Genomic DNA, 15,192 nt, shown 5'->3' on the forward strand with positions numbered 1-15,192 from the left:
AAAAACGAAGTAATGCTACAATTTTAATAATTAAAATGTTGAGGTCTAATACTGGAAAAATTCTATTATAATCTTTCTATGATTACTATTTATAAATCGTTATTCATTAATAATTTCTCCGATTTAAAGTTTTATAAGGTATTCATTTTAGTACTTCTTTATGAATGATTTAGAATATTCTTGATTCTTCAAAACAACGTTTTCGTGATTTATGCAATCGTTTGTTTCGTGTTTTTATTTTGTCAAATTTAAATAAAGAATCACTTTTATAGTAAACTAGAAGGTAACCAAAACCTATTATAGTTGTGAAATATTATAAACTTAAATTAAATTATCGATGAGAAAATTATGTTTTTATGCGTTTGTATTATCCTTGTTTAGTTATCTATCCTCATGCAAAGTATCTGAGGGATGGGAACCTGTCATTTCTGATCCAGAACCACAAGGTTTAGCTATTGCAGATTCGGTCCAGCTTTTTAAAGTTACTCCATCAGCGGCGACGGTAGCAGATCGATTACAGTTTCGTGCCAATCACAACGATATGCAGGTCACAGGTTATTATGCAGCTCCAAACAGTACGATCACTGTAAATGTTCATGTAATTAATGGTAATACAGCGGCTCGACTTGCCATAGGTACTCCTTTTAGAGATAACATAAGACCTGTAAGGCAGTATTTCAATCTCACTTCCGGTCAGCAGACATTTACGGTTGATGAGTATGGTGGTTTGGTTTATTTAATCTATACAGCTAATAATTATACAACAACTGGGGAAATCGAGATTTCCTTTGATCAAGGATTTATTCCTGTTCCTTTCTTTCAAAAGGGTAAGACTACACATCAACAGTGGATAAGAACGCTCGATTCTTTAAAGAATAATGTGCCAGATGTTGTGTTTTCATCAGACCGAACAGTTTTAGTCGCAAATATGGACGAGGCTTTATTATTTAAAAATGAAGATCAGCAGCTTATTGTCAATCGCTTAGATTCTATTATTAATTTTTCCAACTACATCAGTGGTTTAAGTGGTACAAGCGGACTTCATGCAATACCAGATAATAAACACCTGATTACTGTAAGAGATTCGGCGTCGGGCGGCTATATGGCCGCTGGTATTTCTATTTATTATACAGAAGGACTATCTTATCGTATGTTACAACCGAAATATCTTTCCAATACGAATGGCTGGGGTATTTGGCATGAAGTTGGGCATACTTATCAACAAAAGGGATGGACCTGGGGTGGATTAACGGAAACAACGGTCAATGTTTACTCGTTGGCTTCTGAAAGAGGTTTTGGCCTTCCAATAAGTCGAATTACAGCTAATAACTTATGGACGAAGCTAAGTAACTATTTTCTCAAACCTTTATCTGAACGAAATTATAATTCTGGAGACAATGATCTCAAACTTATTATGTTCTATCAGTTACAATTGGCATTCGGAGATAATCTATATATTCAATTAAGTAGAATAAATAGAGAGGAAAGGTCTAACGTTTCAAGCGATGAAGACAAAATGCGTTATTTTATGCTTACAACTTGTAAAATCACACAAAAGGATTTATCGGACTTTTTTAGAAAATGGGGATTAAAAGTTAATGAATCGGTTTATACAGAAATAGCTAATCTACAATTACCTATACCTGCTCAGGATCTTACTAGTCTTAGGGACTAAATTCATGCTCTAATCACTTTGATGCAATGCATTCAGAATTCTGGAAAATTTATTGCATTGTATCCTAAACCTCTCTTGTCTGAGAAATTATTTCTCGACAAGAGAAGTTTATTAGTAAAGCAGATTGACTGAATAAACAGAGCTACTTTCGTTTGGACAAAAACTAATTTTTAGAGTTATATTGCTGTTATATTATAGAATATTTCATTACCCTGATTTTATATTCTAATACATCTAAAAAATCGTCCCTTTGTAATCTAAATTTCTTCGAGTTAAAACATGGCGCAGCAATTGTGATGGCAAAAATGTTTTAACTATATTATATTTAAAACAATACCTTTATCATCATCGTTTATAAGTATGCTTAAGTGACTAGTACAAATTAATTTGAATTATTTAAAGTAATAACCCGTGACGATCGTCTACAAATGCATGGATGCTACTCATACCTTAAACATGTCTTATAAAAAAACATCTTCAATATCCGAGGTCGTCAAAAACTATGGCTCACAATTGCTTCGTTTCATCAATGGAAAGGTTAAAAAGATAGAGGATGCTGAAGATATTTTGCAAGAAGTATGGTATCAGACAAGCCGGCTTTCTAATATCGACCAGTTGGAGAATATGAGTGGATGGCTTTATGCGGTGGCTAAAAATAAGATAACAGATCTATATCGTAAAAAGAAACCAGAATCTTTGGAAGATCATACCTATGAAGATGATGAGGGAAAGATACAGATTAAAGAAATATTACTGGCTGATGATACAAATGATGCCGAGCTGAAAATGTTCAAAGATCTTTTTTGGGATCAGCTTATGAAAGCTTTGGATGAATTGCCCGAAAAACAGCGAAATACATTTTTATGGCATGAGATTGAAGATATGACGCTACAGGAAATAGCAGATCAGGAAGGAGAAAGCATAAAGACTATCATCAGTCGTAAAGGATATGCTGTGAAGCATCTGAGAGAAAGGCTTCGCGTGCTTTATAATGAAATTTAATATTAAAAGATAACTTATGAACAATAGATTTAGTGGCAATAAAAAGAAAAAACTTTTTTTTATGATCCCTTGCGGAATCACACTTGCCTTATTATTTGTATGGGGAGTACAGTTACTCTGGAATGTACTTATGCCCGAAATATTTGGTTTAAAGATAATCTCTTTTTGGCAGGCTTTTGGTCTTCTACTCTTATCGAAGATTCTTTTTGGTGGTTTTAGATTTAAAGGCCGTAGAGGTGACATGTGTCATGGACATGATTTTAACAACCCTTCACAACAGTTCAGTGATGAGGATAGATCCAGATTCAAAGCAGAATGGAAACGTAGATTTTCAGCAGCTTGCCACGATCGGAATAGAAATGATGATGAAATTAAAAAGCAGTAAAAGGAATATAGATTAAAGTAAAAAAGAGCAACGAAATTCATTTTGTTGCTCTTTTTTTATACGCTACAATTTCTTTCAGGCCCATAATACTTTGAAAAAAGATATTTTTTTTAAAGTATTATGGATTCAAGTGCGTCTTCTATCAAAAGGCCTTTAAAATAATTATAAAAAAACAAGACATGAAAAATAAAATTCGATTTATCATACCAAAGCTCTTAGGAGTAACAATCGTTGTAGGTTTACTGTCCTTCGTCATCGGACTGCTTTTTAAATTATTAGTAGCAGCTACGATCTTGAGTGCGGTAGGGATATTTATAGCAAGCAGGATGCGTAATAAGAAATCTAAAAAAATGTTGCGGGAATATTGGACCCCCGTTGCACCTGATTTTAGAACAGATAACAGTTCGCCATTGCGTCCAGTTTCTCACGAAGTTCAACACACTAATTTCGCCATTATCCCGATCAATTAATTTTAATACAAAGACAATGTTTAATAGAAATAATAACACCGCAGACTGTTTTGCTAAATACGGCAATTTAAAAAATCAATTTGAGCAGCAATTTGGAAAGTTTAGAAATGAGTTTTCTCGTGATATACGTCCACTTGTCAATATCGAAGAGAATAGTTCATTTTTTACACTTCAACTCTATGCTGCTGGTCTCAAGAAAGAACAGTTTAAAATTGAAATAAAAGATAAAATATTGACAATTTCGTATGAAGCCCCTGTGCAGGAACAGAGCGAAGAGCAGTATATGTACCGTGAATTTATTCCGCAATCTTTCAGCAGATCGTTCCAGCTGAACGAGCAGGTCTCCAATGTCAATTTAACAGCAAGTTATGAAGAGGGAGTTTTAACTGTGATCCTTCCAAAAGACAGCACATCTTATAGACCAGCCCAACATGTTAAGGTAGGTTGATAATTACTTGTGGTTTTGTAATAAAAGAAATGGCTTAGTGAAAACTAGGCCATTTTTTCATAAAAATAATATGAATCGTTTGTTATTAACTTTTGAAGCCTTGACCAGTTGTATGTTTTTCTCAATGTAAGAGGGAGCACATACTTTTTTAGCCTTATAGAGTCGGTCAAGTTACTCAGCTAGGGACATTTTAGATTTAACAATAACTTTTTTGTCATTAACATGATTCTCTATGCAACGATATTTTACTGTTCAGCAACGTGATCATGTGTCGTATTGAAATTACTCTCTTGATCCAGCGACAGGGAGATAAATGAAATAAATGAGTTATACTTTTTAGGTATCAATTATTAATTGATTGATACTTTTTTGTTATTATATATGGTTTAGGAAGCCGTATTGATTGTTTGTTAAAATCAAGATATGTAAAATTCCAGAGATATTTTTGATTTTTTGGACAACAAAATTTTAATAGTCATATCATGAGAGATTGAAATATATAGTTTTGGGAATGTTGGAAAGCAATTTGGATTGGCAATGGATAACCAAACTTTAACTAACGAATCTTTGGAATTGACAGCGCTGAGATCTTTGTATTTATCAAAGCCCCATAGGATGAACAGGACGGTTTTTTGACGAGCAGATCTTATTTATTTAATCTTTTTTTATTACCCTTATTTTCTTGTGATTTCGGGGTATATTATTTTATATATTTTGGGAGCGACTTAGGAATGCTTCGCTTTTTTTCTTAGGTTGTCTCCATTTTTTATGCGCATAGGGTTGGAAATATGAGGGGTGAGAAATAAAATAGAGTCATTTTTTTGATGCAAAAATTGAATTAGATAATCACAAAATAGCATTTTTCAAAACTTTTTATTTGGGTAATTTTACAGCATGTTAATGGGGTAAAAAAATACAAATTACAAAATAGCTTAAAAATAAGATGAAAAATTGATTATGGGAAAAATATATGCAATAAAATCATTTAAAGAACTATCTAATGAGGAGCTCTACCAAATATTAAAGCTTAGAAGCGAGGTGTTTGTGGTAGAACAGCATTGTGTTTTTCAGGATATGGATAACAAAGATCAGGAGAGTTTACATGTTATGTGCTATATAGATGACAAGTTAGCTGCATATACTAGAGTTCTTCCGGAAGGATTGAGTTTTGAGGAAGTATCTATAGGAAGAGTAATTACATCTCCGCTTTATAGGGGGCTTGGATTAGGAAAAGAAATAATGGAACAATCAATAGCGGTTTGTGAAAAGCTGTTTGGTATTACGCCTATACGAATTGGTGCACAGCTTTATCTGAAAAAATTCTATAACGAATTCGGATTTGTGGAAATTGGTGATGTATACATTGAGGATGGTATCGTACATATTGAAATGGTAAGGAATTCAAATAATTAGATTAGGTTAAGGACGTTTTTAATAATGATATTGGGATCATCTTTACGCCAGTTGATGTAAAGATCTGTATAAAAAGGTAGTGAAATGAAACGAACACCTGTTGCATTGTTGAGATCATATGATTGGGGTAAAATAGAAACACCTAGCCTTTTTCTAATCAGAGGTATAATAGTTGATCCAAATTGACAAGAAATGTAGGATTCTGAATCTATGTCATAATGGGCAAAAACCTTTTTAATTAGAGTAGCATAACTGCTATTTAATCCTCCATAGGTGAGTATAAACTTTTGAGCACTGAGATTAGCGTTAGAAATATCGTCGCTAGTTTTAAAATCATGATCTTCAGGGACAACAAGACAAAGATTTTCAGTACTCAGTTTTTTCGAATTAATAAATGGGGAGTGGTTGATATCTCTGCTGAATAACATATCAATTTTGTAATTTTTTAGTGATTCTTCTTCCTCTTCATAAGCAAGCTGTAGCAGCTCTATTTTTAATTTCGGAAAAACGGACGAAATTTTTGATATCATGTCGGGCAGGATCGCTGAAGACAAGGAATCTGGATATGCCAACTTGAGTGTGCCACACTCCCCTAAATGGATTTGAAGAGCTTGCTGCTGTATGATATCAAGATTAATGAGTTCTGCTTGCCACTTATCCTTTAGAAACACACCTGTGGCCGTTAATTTTACATTTCTCTTGTCTCTATAAAAAAGTTTGAGATTCAATTCGCTTTCCAAGGCCATAATCTGCCTGCTAAGTGCTGATTGAGTAATACCTACTTTTTCAGAAGTATTCCAGAAATGTAGTTCATCGGCTAATGTAAGAAAGTATTTAATCTGCTGAATATCCATCATGCAATTTAATCAAAAATCGGATATGTCATTGATAATTGAGATATTTAATACCTGTATTAGCACTTACGTAAGGTAGAATTTTTGTCATTGTAGAAGCTAAAGAAAATATGAAATGTTTAAATATGAATTGGAATTTTTACCAGATAAGATAACACTATGCAAAATATAGCAATAAAAAGAGTCACTCTTGATGACATTACTGTACTGCAGAAAATCGGCAGAGAAACATTCTTTGAAACATTCTCCAACAGCAACTCGGAGGAAAATATGCAACAATATTTAGAAGATGGTTTTTCTGTTAAAAAGCTCACGGAAGAATTAGGGAATAGGAACTCTGAATTCTATTTTGCGGTACATGATGAATACGTTATTGGTTATTTAAAACTAAATTATGGAAGGTCACAAACCGAATTGAAAAATGAAGCGAGTTTGGAAATCGAACGAATTTATGTATTACAGAAATATCAAGGAAAAAAAATTGGCCAAATACTATATCAAAAAGCAATTCAGATTGCACATGATAAACAGGTCAAATATGTATGGTTAGGTGTTTGGGAACAAAATCTGCGAGCGATTAATTTTTACAAAAAAAATGATTTTATCGAGTTTGATAAGCATATTTTTAAGTTGGGTAATGACGCGCAGACTGATATTATGATGAAAAAAAATATTACCATATAACGATCGTTTTTTTTTAAGTGATTTAATATCATATTGTAACTTCATAAGTTTCTAAATAGACATGAATAGGTTCTTTGCGTCTTTTTACCCGTAAAAGATTTCTATTGAGAAGGAAGCATTGATGCGATCGGCTGTAAATCTAGAATTGCTACTATCTTTTAAGGAGAGGCTTAATACAGGGAAGTCTATGTTAATTTTCCAGAAGCCAATTAATTCCTACCACCAACATGATGATGACAGCAATTACATATTTTATTTTGATCACTTGTTGTTTTCGATAAGCAATGTAAATACCACAGGCCATAATAATAGCAAAGGCAATGATAATCCAGCCAAATGAGAGATTATTTCCAAGTTTAATTTCCATTATAATTCTAGTATTGATTTAAATGTTGATGATGTTGTAAAATGAATGTTATTTAATCTTTTTCAATTATAACATTGGTTATTTTATAATTGAAATTAGTGTTGTCTCGTTCGCTTTCAGGTTTTTCTAACTCAGTGTAATGTACTGTACCTGTCATCTTATATGTCGTATGGTTTTCGAGATTAATCTTTTCTCCAGTATTATCAACAACGTAAAAATCTTTAAGTGAGTATTTTTTTTGGTCCATTGGAATCTCAAATAACACGTTATTCTTATTCGTTCCAATAGGAAGAATAACACTGGTTGCAGTAAATTTTTCCGAGCTGAATGCACTGGATTTTACAACGAAATTCATCGGTATGAACGTTGATTTACCTGATGAGAAAGTAAATAGGGGAGCATGAAATTCACCAATTAATGTTATAGATTTATCCTCATTGTCATAATTGGATTCCATTGCTTTAATGGTATCGATGGATGAACCATTGCAAGAGGATAGGGATATAAGACCAAGGGATGCTAACAGCAGAGCTGGTATTTTTATTTTTGATGCCATATAGCGTTTTATTATTGTATGGTTAGTTCTCTATTTTTATAAAAATACAATGTTATTGAATAAATTTTGAACAGCATTTTAAATTCGTTAAAGATGAATTTAAATTCGTTATAAGATGGGCTTCTATGTAAAAGAGGGTGATTGTGAAGGAGTGTATAAAAAAGGAAGTATTCAACTAGAACACTTCCTTTTTTATGATGTTAAATCACTGAGAACCATTTTTGGTAAAGATGTCCAATAAATGGCAACTCTTTTTCTTCTCCTTTAACAGCACTTAGGATACCTAAAACAAGCATCACAAGAATAGCAATTCCGATGACAGATACTAAAATATTACCAACCATGGGAATAAATCTTAAAATGCCGGCAATTAGTGCAGTAACGGTTATTCCGATACTTTGGCGAATATGAAATCTTCCTAAATTGGTCGCATTTTTACTATTCATAACAAGTGCGGCGACAAGGCCGATGATGGTTAAATAGGCTATTATTGCAACTGTCTTTCCATTGTTTGTGTCTGCCGAAATGTTTTTATTCTCTCTCATAACTAATTATTTTATTTTCTCCAAATTTAGAAGCTTTGCCTTTTTGAAACTATAGCCGAAATTGGGGGTATTTATAATATGAAAATAGTATTGGGATTAAAATGATTTCAATAACCTAGAAAGTCGGCACTATATAATGAAAAGAGTTGGTTAGACCAATATTTAATTCTTTTGATGAAATGTTCAGTACTATTTTTGGTTAATCACTATCCACGCTCCAATAGAAAACATCGCGATATAAACCTTTTTATGATGTAATCTATATTAACGAGATGAATCAAAGTATGGTTTGTTAATTATCAAAATCTAAAGCTTATATCTTAGATTTTGATAATTATTTTTTGAAAGGTGAAATTTTGATCACATAACAGTGGCTGTGCTGTGTATCGTTAGCAATGATCATTATACAGTGTAATAGACATGTAAATCGGTCTTGAATAACATAAATAGATCTGTTGTAGCTATTTCAATTATTAAAAAAACTATTTTGATCATTCTTATTGATTTATTGCTGGTATAGCTGTAATGATTTTTGTTGTAGCTAAATTGATCAAAAGATTTAGTCTGTCTTTGTATGTCTGCGAAATTTCTCCACTTATGTTCGGATCAAATAATTCTTTTTTTGAAATTGGCACACTGTAAGGAAGTGGCCATGCCCGGAGTGATTTGGCGATCGCATCCATGGTATTGATTCCTTGCATCGCTTGTACCCCATCCGCCCAACATACTAGCCCCACTGTTTTATCCGTTAGGTATGGATTATTTTTCTTAGCACTTACCTCTAGCCAGTCTAAACAGTTTTTCATGACCCCAGGGATGCTTCCATGGTATAATGGAGCTAACCAGAAGTGTATATCGGCCTCCCGAAACAGGTTGTTCATAACCTGTACACCATTAGGTATTCTGGTCAATGTACAGTCGAATAGCGGAATACCACTATCTGCAAGGTCAAATATGTGATTTTCAATGCCGAAATTTTCTAATCCTGATTTTATGTATCTGGATAATAGGTTTGAGGTAGAAGATGATCTTCGTTCTAATGCTCCGTTAAATATTATTGCTTTCATAGCGCTTATTTTATTATTTAAAAATGACTTTAGGCAGACCGATTTCACCATACATAAGTGTTCTTACAATAGGTTTTAAACGTTGAGTTGCTAACATATAGAGTGCGGGATGTAAATCAGGCCGTGCGCGGAGGACTACTTTTTGATTTTTAAATGATGAGATAGATGCATTTTCAATATTTGATTTCCACAGTTCTAATTTCATAGAATCAACATCTATGAAATCAAAATGAGCGGCATGAGGTTGTAGTTTATCGGCTATAATCATATACACCCAGGGTGGAATAATGGCATCAGCTGAACAGTACACTGCAACTGTTTTTGCCACAAATACGGAAAAATCAATTTCTGAAATAGCTATTTTGAATTCTTTCTCTTTTACAATCATGCCCATAAAAAGTAGGTTTTTAATATCAAATTCTGCTATTTCATCTGCTGGCATAAAGTCCAGCAGATCGAAAGCGATTATGCCAGATACAGTTACTTTATTTATAAATTGTTCCTCTGCCATTTTGCGTTTATTTATAGATGGTTGCACTAATTTAAATTATTGAAAGAGCCTCTTCGTATTTTTTTTCAACAGCAGCCCAGTCTAATACTGACCAGAAAGCATCTAGATAATCGGCTCTTTTGTTTTGATATTTGAGGTAATAGGCATGTTCCCAAATGTCCACCCCTAGTATAGGCAATCCTCGATTTGTTACATTAATATCCATCAGTGGATTATCTTGATTTGGCGTACTGCTTATCGCTAGCGCACCACTGTAGGAAACAAATAACCAAGCCCAGCCTGAACCAAACTGTCCTAACCCTAGTTTTTTAATTTCTTCTTTAAGTTGATCAAGACTACCAAAACTCCGGTTGATGGCCTCGACCAATCTTCCTTCAGGAGTAGTTTTTGCTGTGGGTGAAAGGATACTCCAGAAAAGGGAGTGATTATAATGACCGCCTCCATTATTACGCACCGCTGGGCTGTATTTACTGATATGTTTAATTAAATCAGGAAGTTCCAGGTTTTTGATGTCATCTTGTTCAAGTGCCTTGTTTAAATTATCCACATATGCTTGATGATGGCGACTATGGTGGATGGTCATAGTCTGGGTGTCAAAGTGTGGCTCTAGTGCTTCGTAGGTATAGAGAAGGGCGGGGAGTTCAAATTTGCTCATAGTATAACTGTTTTAATTAAATCCTTGAACAAATTTAAAGAGATTAACTTAATAAAGCAAGTTTAATCTTGTTTTATTATGGAGCTAGAAATTATGTTGATATAGGCTTCAATTTGGCACGTAAAAATTACAGCTTGTTGAGTAGCGAAGAAGAATTGCAACGATGTACCTATAGAAAAACTGTTCTTAAATTCAAGTATGGGTGCTCATGGCATGGAATATTCGGAGTTTAAAATCTTGAGGAAAGCAAATTTAAACAACAGTTTTTAGATATTATAAAAGGTATAATATTTTATTTATCTTAATATAGATTGCTAAGTATAGTTCAATAGATTTGGATTCACATTAAATTTAGTTGTTTTAGTCTATCAAAAGTTTCTGGGAATGATATTACTTGTTTAGCACTTGCTGTGGAAAAAATAAAGTTAAATATTTTTTTCAAAGCAAATGCTACTTGCGATACCTGTATATTGACCATAATTTGGAATAATAGTAAATGCATGTTTTTTATATAAACCAATGGCTTCAATCATCTTATTACCGGTTTCTAAAATACATCGTTTATAATCCAATTCCATTTCCCCTTTGTCCAATAGAAACAAACATACGCTTAATCTCGATCGTGCTTTCCTCATATTCTTTTAATGCACCACACCCCACAGGTTCGTCATTTATATAAACAATGACAACATGCTTAATCAATTCTATTTTGTTGTACTGCGCAAAAAAATCATTTATATCACCATTTTTAATAGCGAGAGCTTGGTCTAATTGGATTGTTAGAGTTTTAAAATCTTGATGATCTGAATTTGTTCTTAATATGCTCCACATATGCTTGCTTATAATCTATAAATAACTATTATTTTCCTTATAAATCTAACTTCTTAGTCTTTTAACTTATTTTAATGGTAAATTCCATCGCTTTTTTAGGCCGTATTGTAGTTGATATATAGCCGTTTTCAGGCTTTCTGATATAATCCAGATAGTCCTGCATAGATAGCTGAAAGCCCTGGACATCATCGACTATAATAACTGCACCCTTTTTTAGATTTGGTTCCAATAACTTGAAAATAGGAAAAACAAGATCCGGCCATCCGTCAAGCAGTACAAAATCAATAGGTTCGTTTATGTTTCTTAAAGTTTCTCTAGCATCGCCCTCCCATATGTCTGCGTACTCGGATAATCCTGCTTCTTCAATATTTTGTCGCGCTATTTTGACTTTATGCGGCATATATTCTGTGGATATCACTTTTCCACCATTGTTTTTTGCCGCTTTTGCAAGGTAGATTGTTGAAATCCCAAAAGAAGTTCCGAATTCGACAATGTTTTTGGCATTTAATGCCCTAGCCTGCATATATAAAAATGTACCTTGGTAAGGCAATATGGGGATATATTTGTCATCATAAAAAGATTCTTTTTCCGTTTTCCAATCAATTCCTTTTCCAAACATTTTGACTGCCTTTGGTAGGAAATGAAATACCATTGACCATCCTTGTTTCAATGCTTCTGTATATAGTCTGGAAAGTGTGGCTTCTATTTTTGAATCATCTAAAAAAGCGAATAATTCCGGTTTTACTTTAGGCATATTATTTTGGTTAAGCGTAAATATTGTTTTTCAATTAATGAAGCAGATTTCTTTAAATGCTAACTTTGATTTCTATACGTTTTTACGGAAATTTGTGCTCCGCTTGCTTATGGACATATTAAAGGTAGTTATTTTTATGACATGCGTTTACCTTATAAATTAATGCTAAATTGATTGAATTCGTTAATGTCGTGATAACCAAAAACTTTTATTTCAGGATTTTGAGCGACAAACTGACGTATGTTGTTTAATGTTGCTATTCTGAGCTCATTATTGTCGGCTCTATTTTCCGCGAGCTTACACACCGGATGAGTATCATCCTTTAACTCCTCTCGAAGATAATAGGCATCTGCAACGTAAAAAAGGCTACTCGAATCAAGATCTATTGCTATCCCGCAATGACCGTGGCTATGTCCAAACAAAGGGATGAACGATAAGCCTATTGAACCGACGTTGATGGGTCTGGATTCAAGCCCGTACCAATTACTTTCTGATGGCCCATAAGTTACGATCTTTGGATTATGGAGCAAGGGTGTTTGCAGATATCTTGGGTTTCCAGAGTTGAAATTAATATATTCTTCTAAACCAACATGAACTGTTGCGTTCGGAAAGTCGGGAAGACCTCCAATATGATCGTTGTCCAAATGTGATATAATACAATCGGTAACTCTTGAAGGATCTAAACCTAGCTTTTCGATTTGACGAATAGCAGTTTGAGATTCGTCAAATCGGTAGCCAACCATTTCAATAGCTTCTTTACCAATCCGTTCCATAGGATTTTGTATGTCAGCTAATCCAATTCCTGTATCGATCATTATGAGTCTATTTTTAGCTTCCAATAATAGGCAGTGACCTATAGCCCTAAGATCCATTGGAGACTGGATTTCTACACAATTTAGATGATGTATTTTTATTTTTTCCATTATGAGTTGTTCTATAAAACAAAGAAAAGGTCCCTGTTGTTGGTATCATAGAACTGTAGCGACATTATTGTTAATGTTTCATAACTATTTTTGGGCAATTGTAATTCTAAAAATTCTTTTGGAGAAAAGCTGGAAAATAATTTAAATTCTCTACTAAAATGTGAGTGATCTGCATATCCAAGTTTATATGCAATATCACTTAGTCTATTGTACTGCCCGTTTCTTAATAACTGGAGGGATTTCTGAAATTTAACAATTCTGAAATATGATTCAGGACTGACACCTACTTCTTCTTTGAATTTACGCTGAAATTGCCTTCTGGATAGACAATATTGCTGAGCCAATAAAGCGGAATCAATGTTACTTTCACAATTACGGATTCTATGGACACTTTCTTGGATGATGTGCTCCTTTTTTGCCCGTAAGAGCTTTTGATAAATTTCTTGACTGAATAACTCAACAAGATGCTGGACAGATCTAGCTTCTAATAATCTTTCGGTGAAGTTTTTTGAAAAAAAAATATTCATATCCACCAGTGAATCGGTCAGTTCGTAACTGTTAATCGAAAATAATTGTTTGACTGTGGCAGGTTGAAAACTGACGCCAAAGATGCTAGATTGTCCATGTATGAAGTTGGTACAAGGGCTGGCGCTCTTTTGACCGTACATAAAAGTAATGGGTAGCGGGACAGTATCCCTATATAAGTTTGAATTTCCGTTGTTATGCTGAAAAATTATACCCGGTGCTCCGTCAGCAAAGATTTTATAGGATTCAATAGCGGAAGAGGAATTAGGGACAACAGTGTGCCAGAATTCATAAACTACACTTCTTAGATCCGGTGGAGGCTGTATTTTTGATATTTTCATATTTTGACCTTTAAAATGAATTTGTTGTGTTATGCATGGGCAAAAAGCATTTTAATATTGTCTATGCAATTCTACACTAACCAAATCTCAAATAAGGGGTGTTTACAAGTAAATCACCCCTGTGATAATCATTTAACTAAGATAGTTATTGCATTCATTTTTATCATTTTCCACTTTCATTTTCCTCATGTCTTTCTGTGGCCGATTTATCTTCTGCTACACCAGATTTCCAGTAGGAGTACGCATAAAGTTCTTCTTGTTTCCAGCCTTTTTCTTTTCGTAAATAATGACGTATTTCTTTCACAGAAGAAAATTCTGCCGCTACATAACCCGAGCGGGAGTGCTCTGGAAGTGATTGTTGTTTAACAACTGCTGCTATGTTACTGCCTAATTGAGGACTGGAGTTGTAGAGCCAAATAAATTTGATATCCGCTTTGGTCGATAATTGCTGTTCATCCTCTTTGCTGTGTACTTCGATGATACAGATACCTTTAGCTGTCTCGGGCAGATCCTCTAATATTGCTCCAAGTACCGGAATGGCAGTTGCATCGCCTACTAAGAGATAGTTCGCTGCTTTACCGTATAATTCACTTTTACCATCTTTCATTAAAACACCCAGTAGCTCACCTTTTTGAGCATTAATGGCCCAAGAAGTTGCAGGTCCTTCATCACCATGTGCAACAAAGTCAATATAAATTTCTTTTTTTTGAAGATTGATACCCCTATGTGTGTAGGTTCGAACTATAGGGCGAATCTCATCGGGTTGGGGTTTCCACTGCTTTTTGTCATAATCAAATTCTGGAAAATAAACAGTGCCGATTCCCGCGGGAGGTATAAGTATCTTGTTATTGACTCCGATTGTCGTATTACTGAATGATGGAACACTTTCGCCCGTGAGGTATATGCGAATATAATGCGGTGTAATATATGCTTTACGGCTTACCGTTAATGTAGCCTGTAGGGGTTTGAAATTTTGTTTACTCATTTTATACGTTTGATTAACTTATTTGCTCAATGGTCTCTTGAAAACCTGCAACGTGATTATTCATTTTGCGCATCTGCACTTGATGGGAATAATGATAAGCGGCGCGTTGCATATTCAATCTTACTATTAAGAATAATTCTAAATAATTTATATATTTGTGCAAATATAAGAAGTTAATTATCCTAAAAAGGTCTGTGAAAA

At 33.9% G+C, this 15,192-nt stretch carries 19 protein-coding genes; 7 read left to right on the forward strand and 12 right to left on the reverse strand.

Annotated elements, in window-relative coordinates:
- The first annotated feature begins 337 nt into the window (after positions 1-337).
- The 6 genes from HCX49_RS13270 (at position 338) to HCX49_RS13295 (ending at position 5,393) form a co-directional block, all read left to right on the forward strand.
- The gene (locus HCX49_RS13270) at positions 338-1,675 is read left to right on the forward strand and encodes a M60 family metallopeptidase (protein ID WP_168127340.1); all 1,338 of its coding nucleotides are present in this window, start codon (positions 338-340) and stop codon (positions 1,673-1,675) included.
- A 456-nt stretch (positions 1,676-2,131) separates the two neighbouring features.
- Positions 2,132-2,677 (forward strand): RNA polymerase sigma factor, encoded by a 546-nt coding sequence (locus tag HCX49_RS13275; RefSeq protein WP_237682795.1) that lies wholly within the window; start codon positions 2,132-2,134, stop codon positions 2,675-2,677.
- Between the two features lie 16 nt (positions 2,678-2,693).
- On the forward strand, positions 2,694-3,062 hold the full coding sequence (locus HCX49_RS13280) for a hypothetical protein (protein ID WP_168127341.1): 369 nt from the start codon (positions 2,694-2,696) through the stop codon (positions 3,060-3,062).
- 179 nt (positions 3,063-3,241) lie between these two features.
- Positions 3,242-3,532 (forward strand): hypothetical protein, encoded by a 291-nt coding sequence (locus tag HCX49_RS13285; RefSeq protein WP_021189349.1) that lies wholly within the window; start codon positions 3,242-3,244, stop codon positions 3,530-3,532.
- A 16-nt stretch (positions 3,533-3,548) separates the two neighbouring features.
- Positions 3,549-3,980 carry an Hsp20/alpha crystallin family protein gene (locus tag HCX49_RS13290; protein WP_021189350.1) on the forward strand — a complete coding sequence of 144 codons (432 nt, stop codon included), beginning with the start codon at positions 3,549-3,551 and terminating at the stop codon, positions 3,978-3,980.
- Positions 3,981-4,937: 957 nt separating this feature from the next.
- Complete coding sequence (locus tag HCX49_RS13295; protein WP_021189351.1) at positions 4,938-5,393, forward strand: GNAT family N-acetyltransferase; 456 nt, start codon at positions 4,938-4,940, stop codon at positions 5,391-5,393.
- Here the strand turns inward: HCX49_RS13295 and HCX49_RS13300 are convergent.
- A complete protein-coding gene (locus HCX49_RS13300) occupies positions 5,390-6,250 on the reverse strand; it encodes a LysR family transcriptional regulator (protein WP_206368457.1) in 861 nt (286 codons plus the stop codon). The genes HCX49_RS13295 and HCX49_RS13300 overlap by 4 nt on opposite strands.
- Positions 6,251-6,406: 156 nt before the next feature.
- Here HCX49_RS13300 and HCX49_RS13305 point away from each other — a divergent pair, with 156 nt between their 5' ends.
- A complete protein-coding gene (locus HCX49_RS13305; protein WP_168127342.1) occupies positions 6,407-6,931 on the forward strand; it encodes a GNAT family N-acetyltransferase in 525 nt (174 codons plus the stop codon).
- 190 nt (positions 6,932-7,121) lie between these two features.
- Here HCX49_RS13305 and HCX49_RS13310 read toward each other — a convergent pair whose 3' ends face one another.
- The 11 genes from HCX49_RS13310 to HCX49_RS13360 all read right to left on the reverse strand — a co-directional run bounded on the left by HCX49_RS13310 (position 7,122) and on the right by HCX49_RS13360 (position 14,991).
- Positions 7,122-7,298 carry a hypothetical protein gene (locus HCX49_RS13310; RefSeq protein ID WP_021189353.1) on the reverse strand — a complete coding sequence of 59 codons (177 nt, stop codon included), beginning with the start codon at positions 7,296-7,298 and terminating at the stop codon, positions 7,122-7,124.
- A gap of 52 nt (positions 7,299-7,350) precedes the next feature.
- Entirely contained in the window at positions 7,351-7,854 is a 504-nt protein-coding gene (locus HCX49_RS13315) for a hypothetical protein (RefSeq protein WP_168127343.1), read from the reverse strand.
- A 200-nt stretch (positions 7,855-8,054) separates the two neighbouring features.
- Complete coding sequence (locus HCX49_RS13320; RefSeq protein WP_168127344.1) at positions 8,055-8,399, reverse strand: DUF4870 domain-containing protein; 345 nt, start codon at positions 8,397-8,399, stop codon at positions 8,055-8,057.
- 497 nt (positions 8,400-8,896) lie between these two features.
- The gene (locus HCX49_RS13325) at positions 8,897-9,466 is read right to left on the reverse strand and encodes an NADPH-dependent FMN reductase (RefSeq protein ID WP_168127345.1); all 570 of its coding nucleotides are present in this window, start codon (positions 9,464-9,466) and stop codon (positions 8,897-8,899) included.
- A 13-nt stretch (positions 9,467-9,479) separates the two neighbouring features.
- A complete protein-coding gene (locus tag HCX49_RS13330) occupies positions 9,480-9,977 on the reverse strand; it encodes a DUF2480 family protein (protein WP_168127346.1) in 498 nt (165 codons plus the stop codon).
- Positions 9,978-10,008: 31 nt separating this feature from the next.
- Entirely contained in the window at positions 10,009-10,632 is a 624-nt protein-coding gene (locus tag HCX49_RS13335; protein WP_168127347.1) for a superoxide dismutase, read from the reverse strand.
- A gap of 561 nt (positions 10,633-11,193) precedes the next feature.
- A complete protein-coding gene (locus HCX49_RS13340) occupies positions 11,194-11,463 on the reverse strand; it encodes a GNAT family N-acetyltransferase (protein WP_237682796.1) in 270 nt (89 codons plus the stop codon).
- Positions 11,464-11,524: 61 nt separating this feature from the next.
- A complete protein-coding gene (locus HCX49_RS13345) occupies positions 11,525-12,217 on the reverse strand; it encodes an O-methyltransferase (protein ID WP_168127348.1) in 693 nt (230 codons plus the stop codon).
- Positions 12,218-12,369: 152 nt separating this feature from the next.
- Complete coding sequence (locus tag HCX49_RS13350) at positions 12,370-13,140, reverse strand: MBL fold metallo-hydrolase (protein WP_168127349.1); 771 nt, start codon at positions 13,138-13,140, stop codon at positions 12,370-12,372.
- A gap of 11 nt (positions 13,141-13,151) precedes the next feature.
- Positions 13,152-14,006, reverse strand: a complete 855-nt coding sequence (locus tag HCX49_RS13355; RefSeq protein ID WP_168127350.1) for a helix-turn-helix transcriptional regulator — start codon at positions 14,004-14,006, stop codon at positions 13,152-13,154.
- A gap of 163 nt (positions 14,007-14,169) precedes the next feature.
- A complete protein-coding gene (locus tag HCX49_RS13360) occupies positions 14,170-14,991 on the reverse strand; it encodes a siderophore-interacting protein (RefSeq protein ID WP_168127351.1) in 822 nt (273 codons plus the stop codon).
- Positions 14,992-15,192: the final 201 nt, after the last annotated feature.

The sequence above is a fragment of the Sphingobacterium sp. B16(2022) genome, assembly GCF_012030425.1.
GTDB lineage: Bacteria > Bacteroidota > Bacteroidia > Sphingobacteriales > Sphingobacteriaceae > Sphingobacterium > Sphingobacterium anhuiense.

What these genes read in the sequence shown, in the direction of transcription:
- HCX49_RS13270 (WP_168127340.1), top strand. Translation starts at nt 338, where the DNA reads ATGAGAAAATTATGTTTTTATGCGTTTGTATTATCCTTGTTTAGTTAT.
- HCX49_RS13275 (WP_237682795.1), top strand. Translation starts at nt 2,132, where the DNA reads ATGTCTTATAAAAAAACATCTTCAATATCCGAGGTCGTCAAAAACTAT.
- HCX49_RS13280 (WP_168127341.1), top strand. Translation starts at nt 2,694, where the DNA reads ATGAACAATAGATTTAGTGGCAATAAAAAGAAAAAACTTTTTTTTATG.
- HCX49_RS13285 (WP_021189349.1), top strand. Translation starts at nt 3,242, where the DNA reads ATGAAAAATAAAATTCGATTTATCATACCAAAGCTCTTAGGAGTAACA.
- HCX49_RS13290 (WP_021189350.1), top strand. Translation starts at nt 3,549, where the DNA reads ATGTTTAATAGAAATAATAACACCGCAGACTGTTTTGCTAAATACGGC.
- HCX49_RS13295 (WP_021189351.1), top strand. Translation starts at nt 4,938, where the DNA reads ATGGGAAAAATATATGCAATAAAATCATTTAAAGAACTATCTAATGAG.
- HCX49_RS13300 (WP_206368457.1), bottom strand. Translation starts at nt 6,250, where the DNA reads ATGATGGATATTCAGCAGATTAAATACTTTCTTACATTAGCCGATGAA.
- HCX49_RS13305 (WP_168127342.1), top strand. Translation starts at nt 6,407, where the DNA reads ATGCAAAATATAGCAATAAAAAGAGTCACTCTTGATGACATTACTGTA.
- HCX49_RS13310 (WP_021189353.1), bottom strand. Translation starts at nt 7,298, where the DNA reads ATGGAAATTAAACTTGGAAATAATCTCTCATTTGGCTGGATTATCATT.
- HCX49_RS13315 (WP_168127343.1), bottom strand. Translation starts at nt 7,854, where the DNA reads ATGGCATCAAAAATAAAAATACCAGCTCTGCTGTTAGCATCCCTTGGT.
- HCX49_RS13320 (WP_168127344.1), bottom strand. Translation starts at nt 8,399, where the DNA reads ATGAGAGAGAATAAAAACATTTCGGCAGACACAAACAATGGAAAGACA.
- HCX49_RS13325 (WP_168127345.1), bottom strand. Translation starts at nt 9,466, where the DNA reads ATGAAAGCAATAATATTTAACGGAGCATTAGAACGAAGATCATCTTCT.
- HCX49_RS13330 (WP_168127346.1), bottom strand. Translation starts at nt 9,977, where the DNA reads ATGGCAGAGGAACAATTTATAAATAAAGTAACTGTATCTGGCATAATC.
- HCX49_RS13335 (WP_168127347.1), bottom strand. Translation starts at nt 10,632, where the DNA reads ATGAGCAAATTTGAACTCCCCGCCCTTCTCTATACCTACGAAGCACTA.
- HCX49_RS13340 (WP_237682796.1), bottom strand. Translation starts at nt 11,463, where the DNA reads ATGTGGAGCATATTAAGAACAAATTCAGATCATCAAGATTTTAAAACT.
- HCX49_RS13345 (WP_168127348.1), bottom strand. Translation starts at nt 12,217, where the DNA reads ATGCCTAAAGTAAAACCGGAATTATTCGCTTTTTTAGATGATTCAAAA.
- HCX49_RS13350 (WP_168127349.1), bottom strand. Translation starts at nt 13,140, where the DNA reads ATGGAAAAAATAAAAATACATCATCTAAATTGTGTAGAAATCCAGTCT.
- HCX49_RS13355 (WP_168127350.1), bottom strand. Translation starts at nt 14,006, where the DNA reads ATGAAAATATCAAAAATACAGCCTCCACCGGATCTAAGAAGTGTAGTT.
- HCX49_RS13360 (WP_168127351.1), bottom strand. Translation starts at nt 14,991, where the DNA reads ATGAGTAAACAAAATTTCAAACCCCTACAGGCTACATTAACGGTAAGC.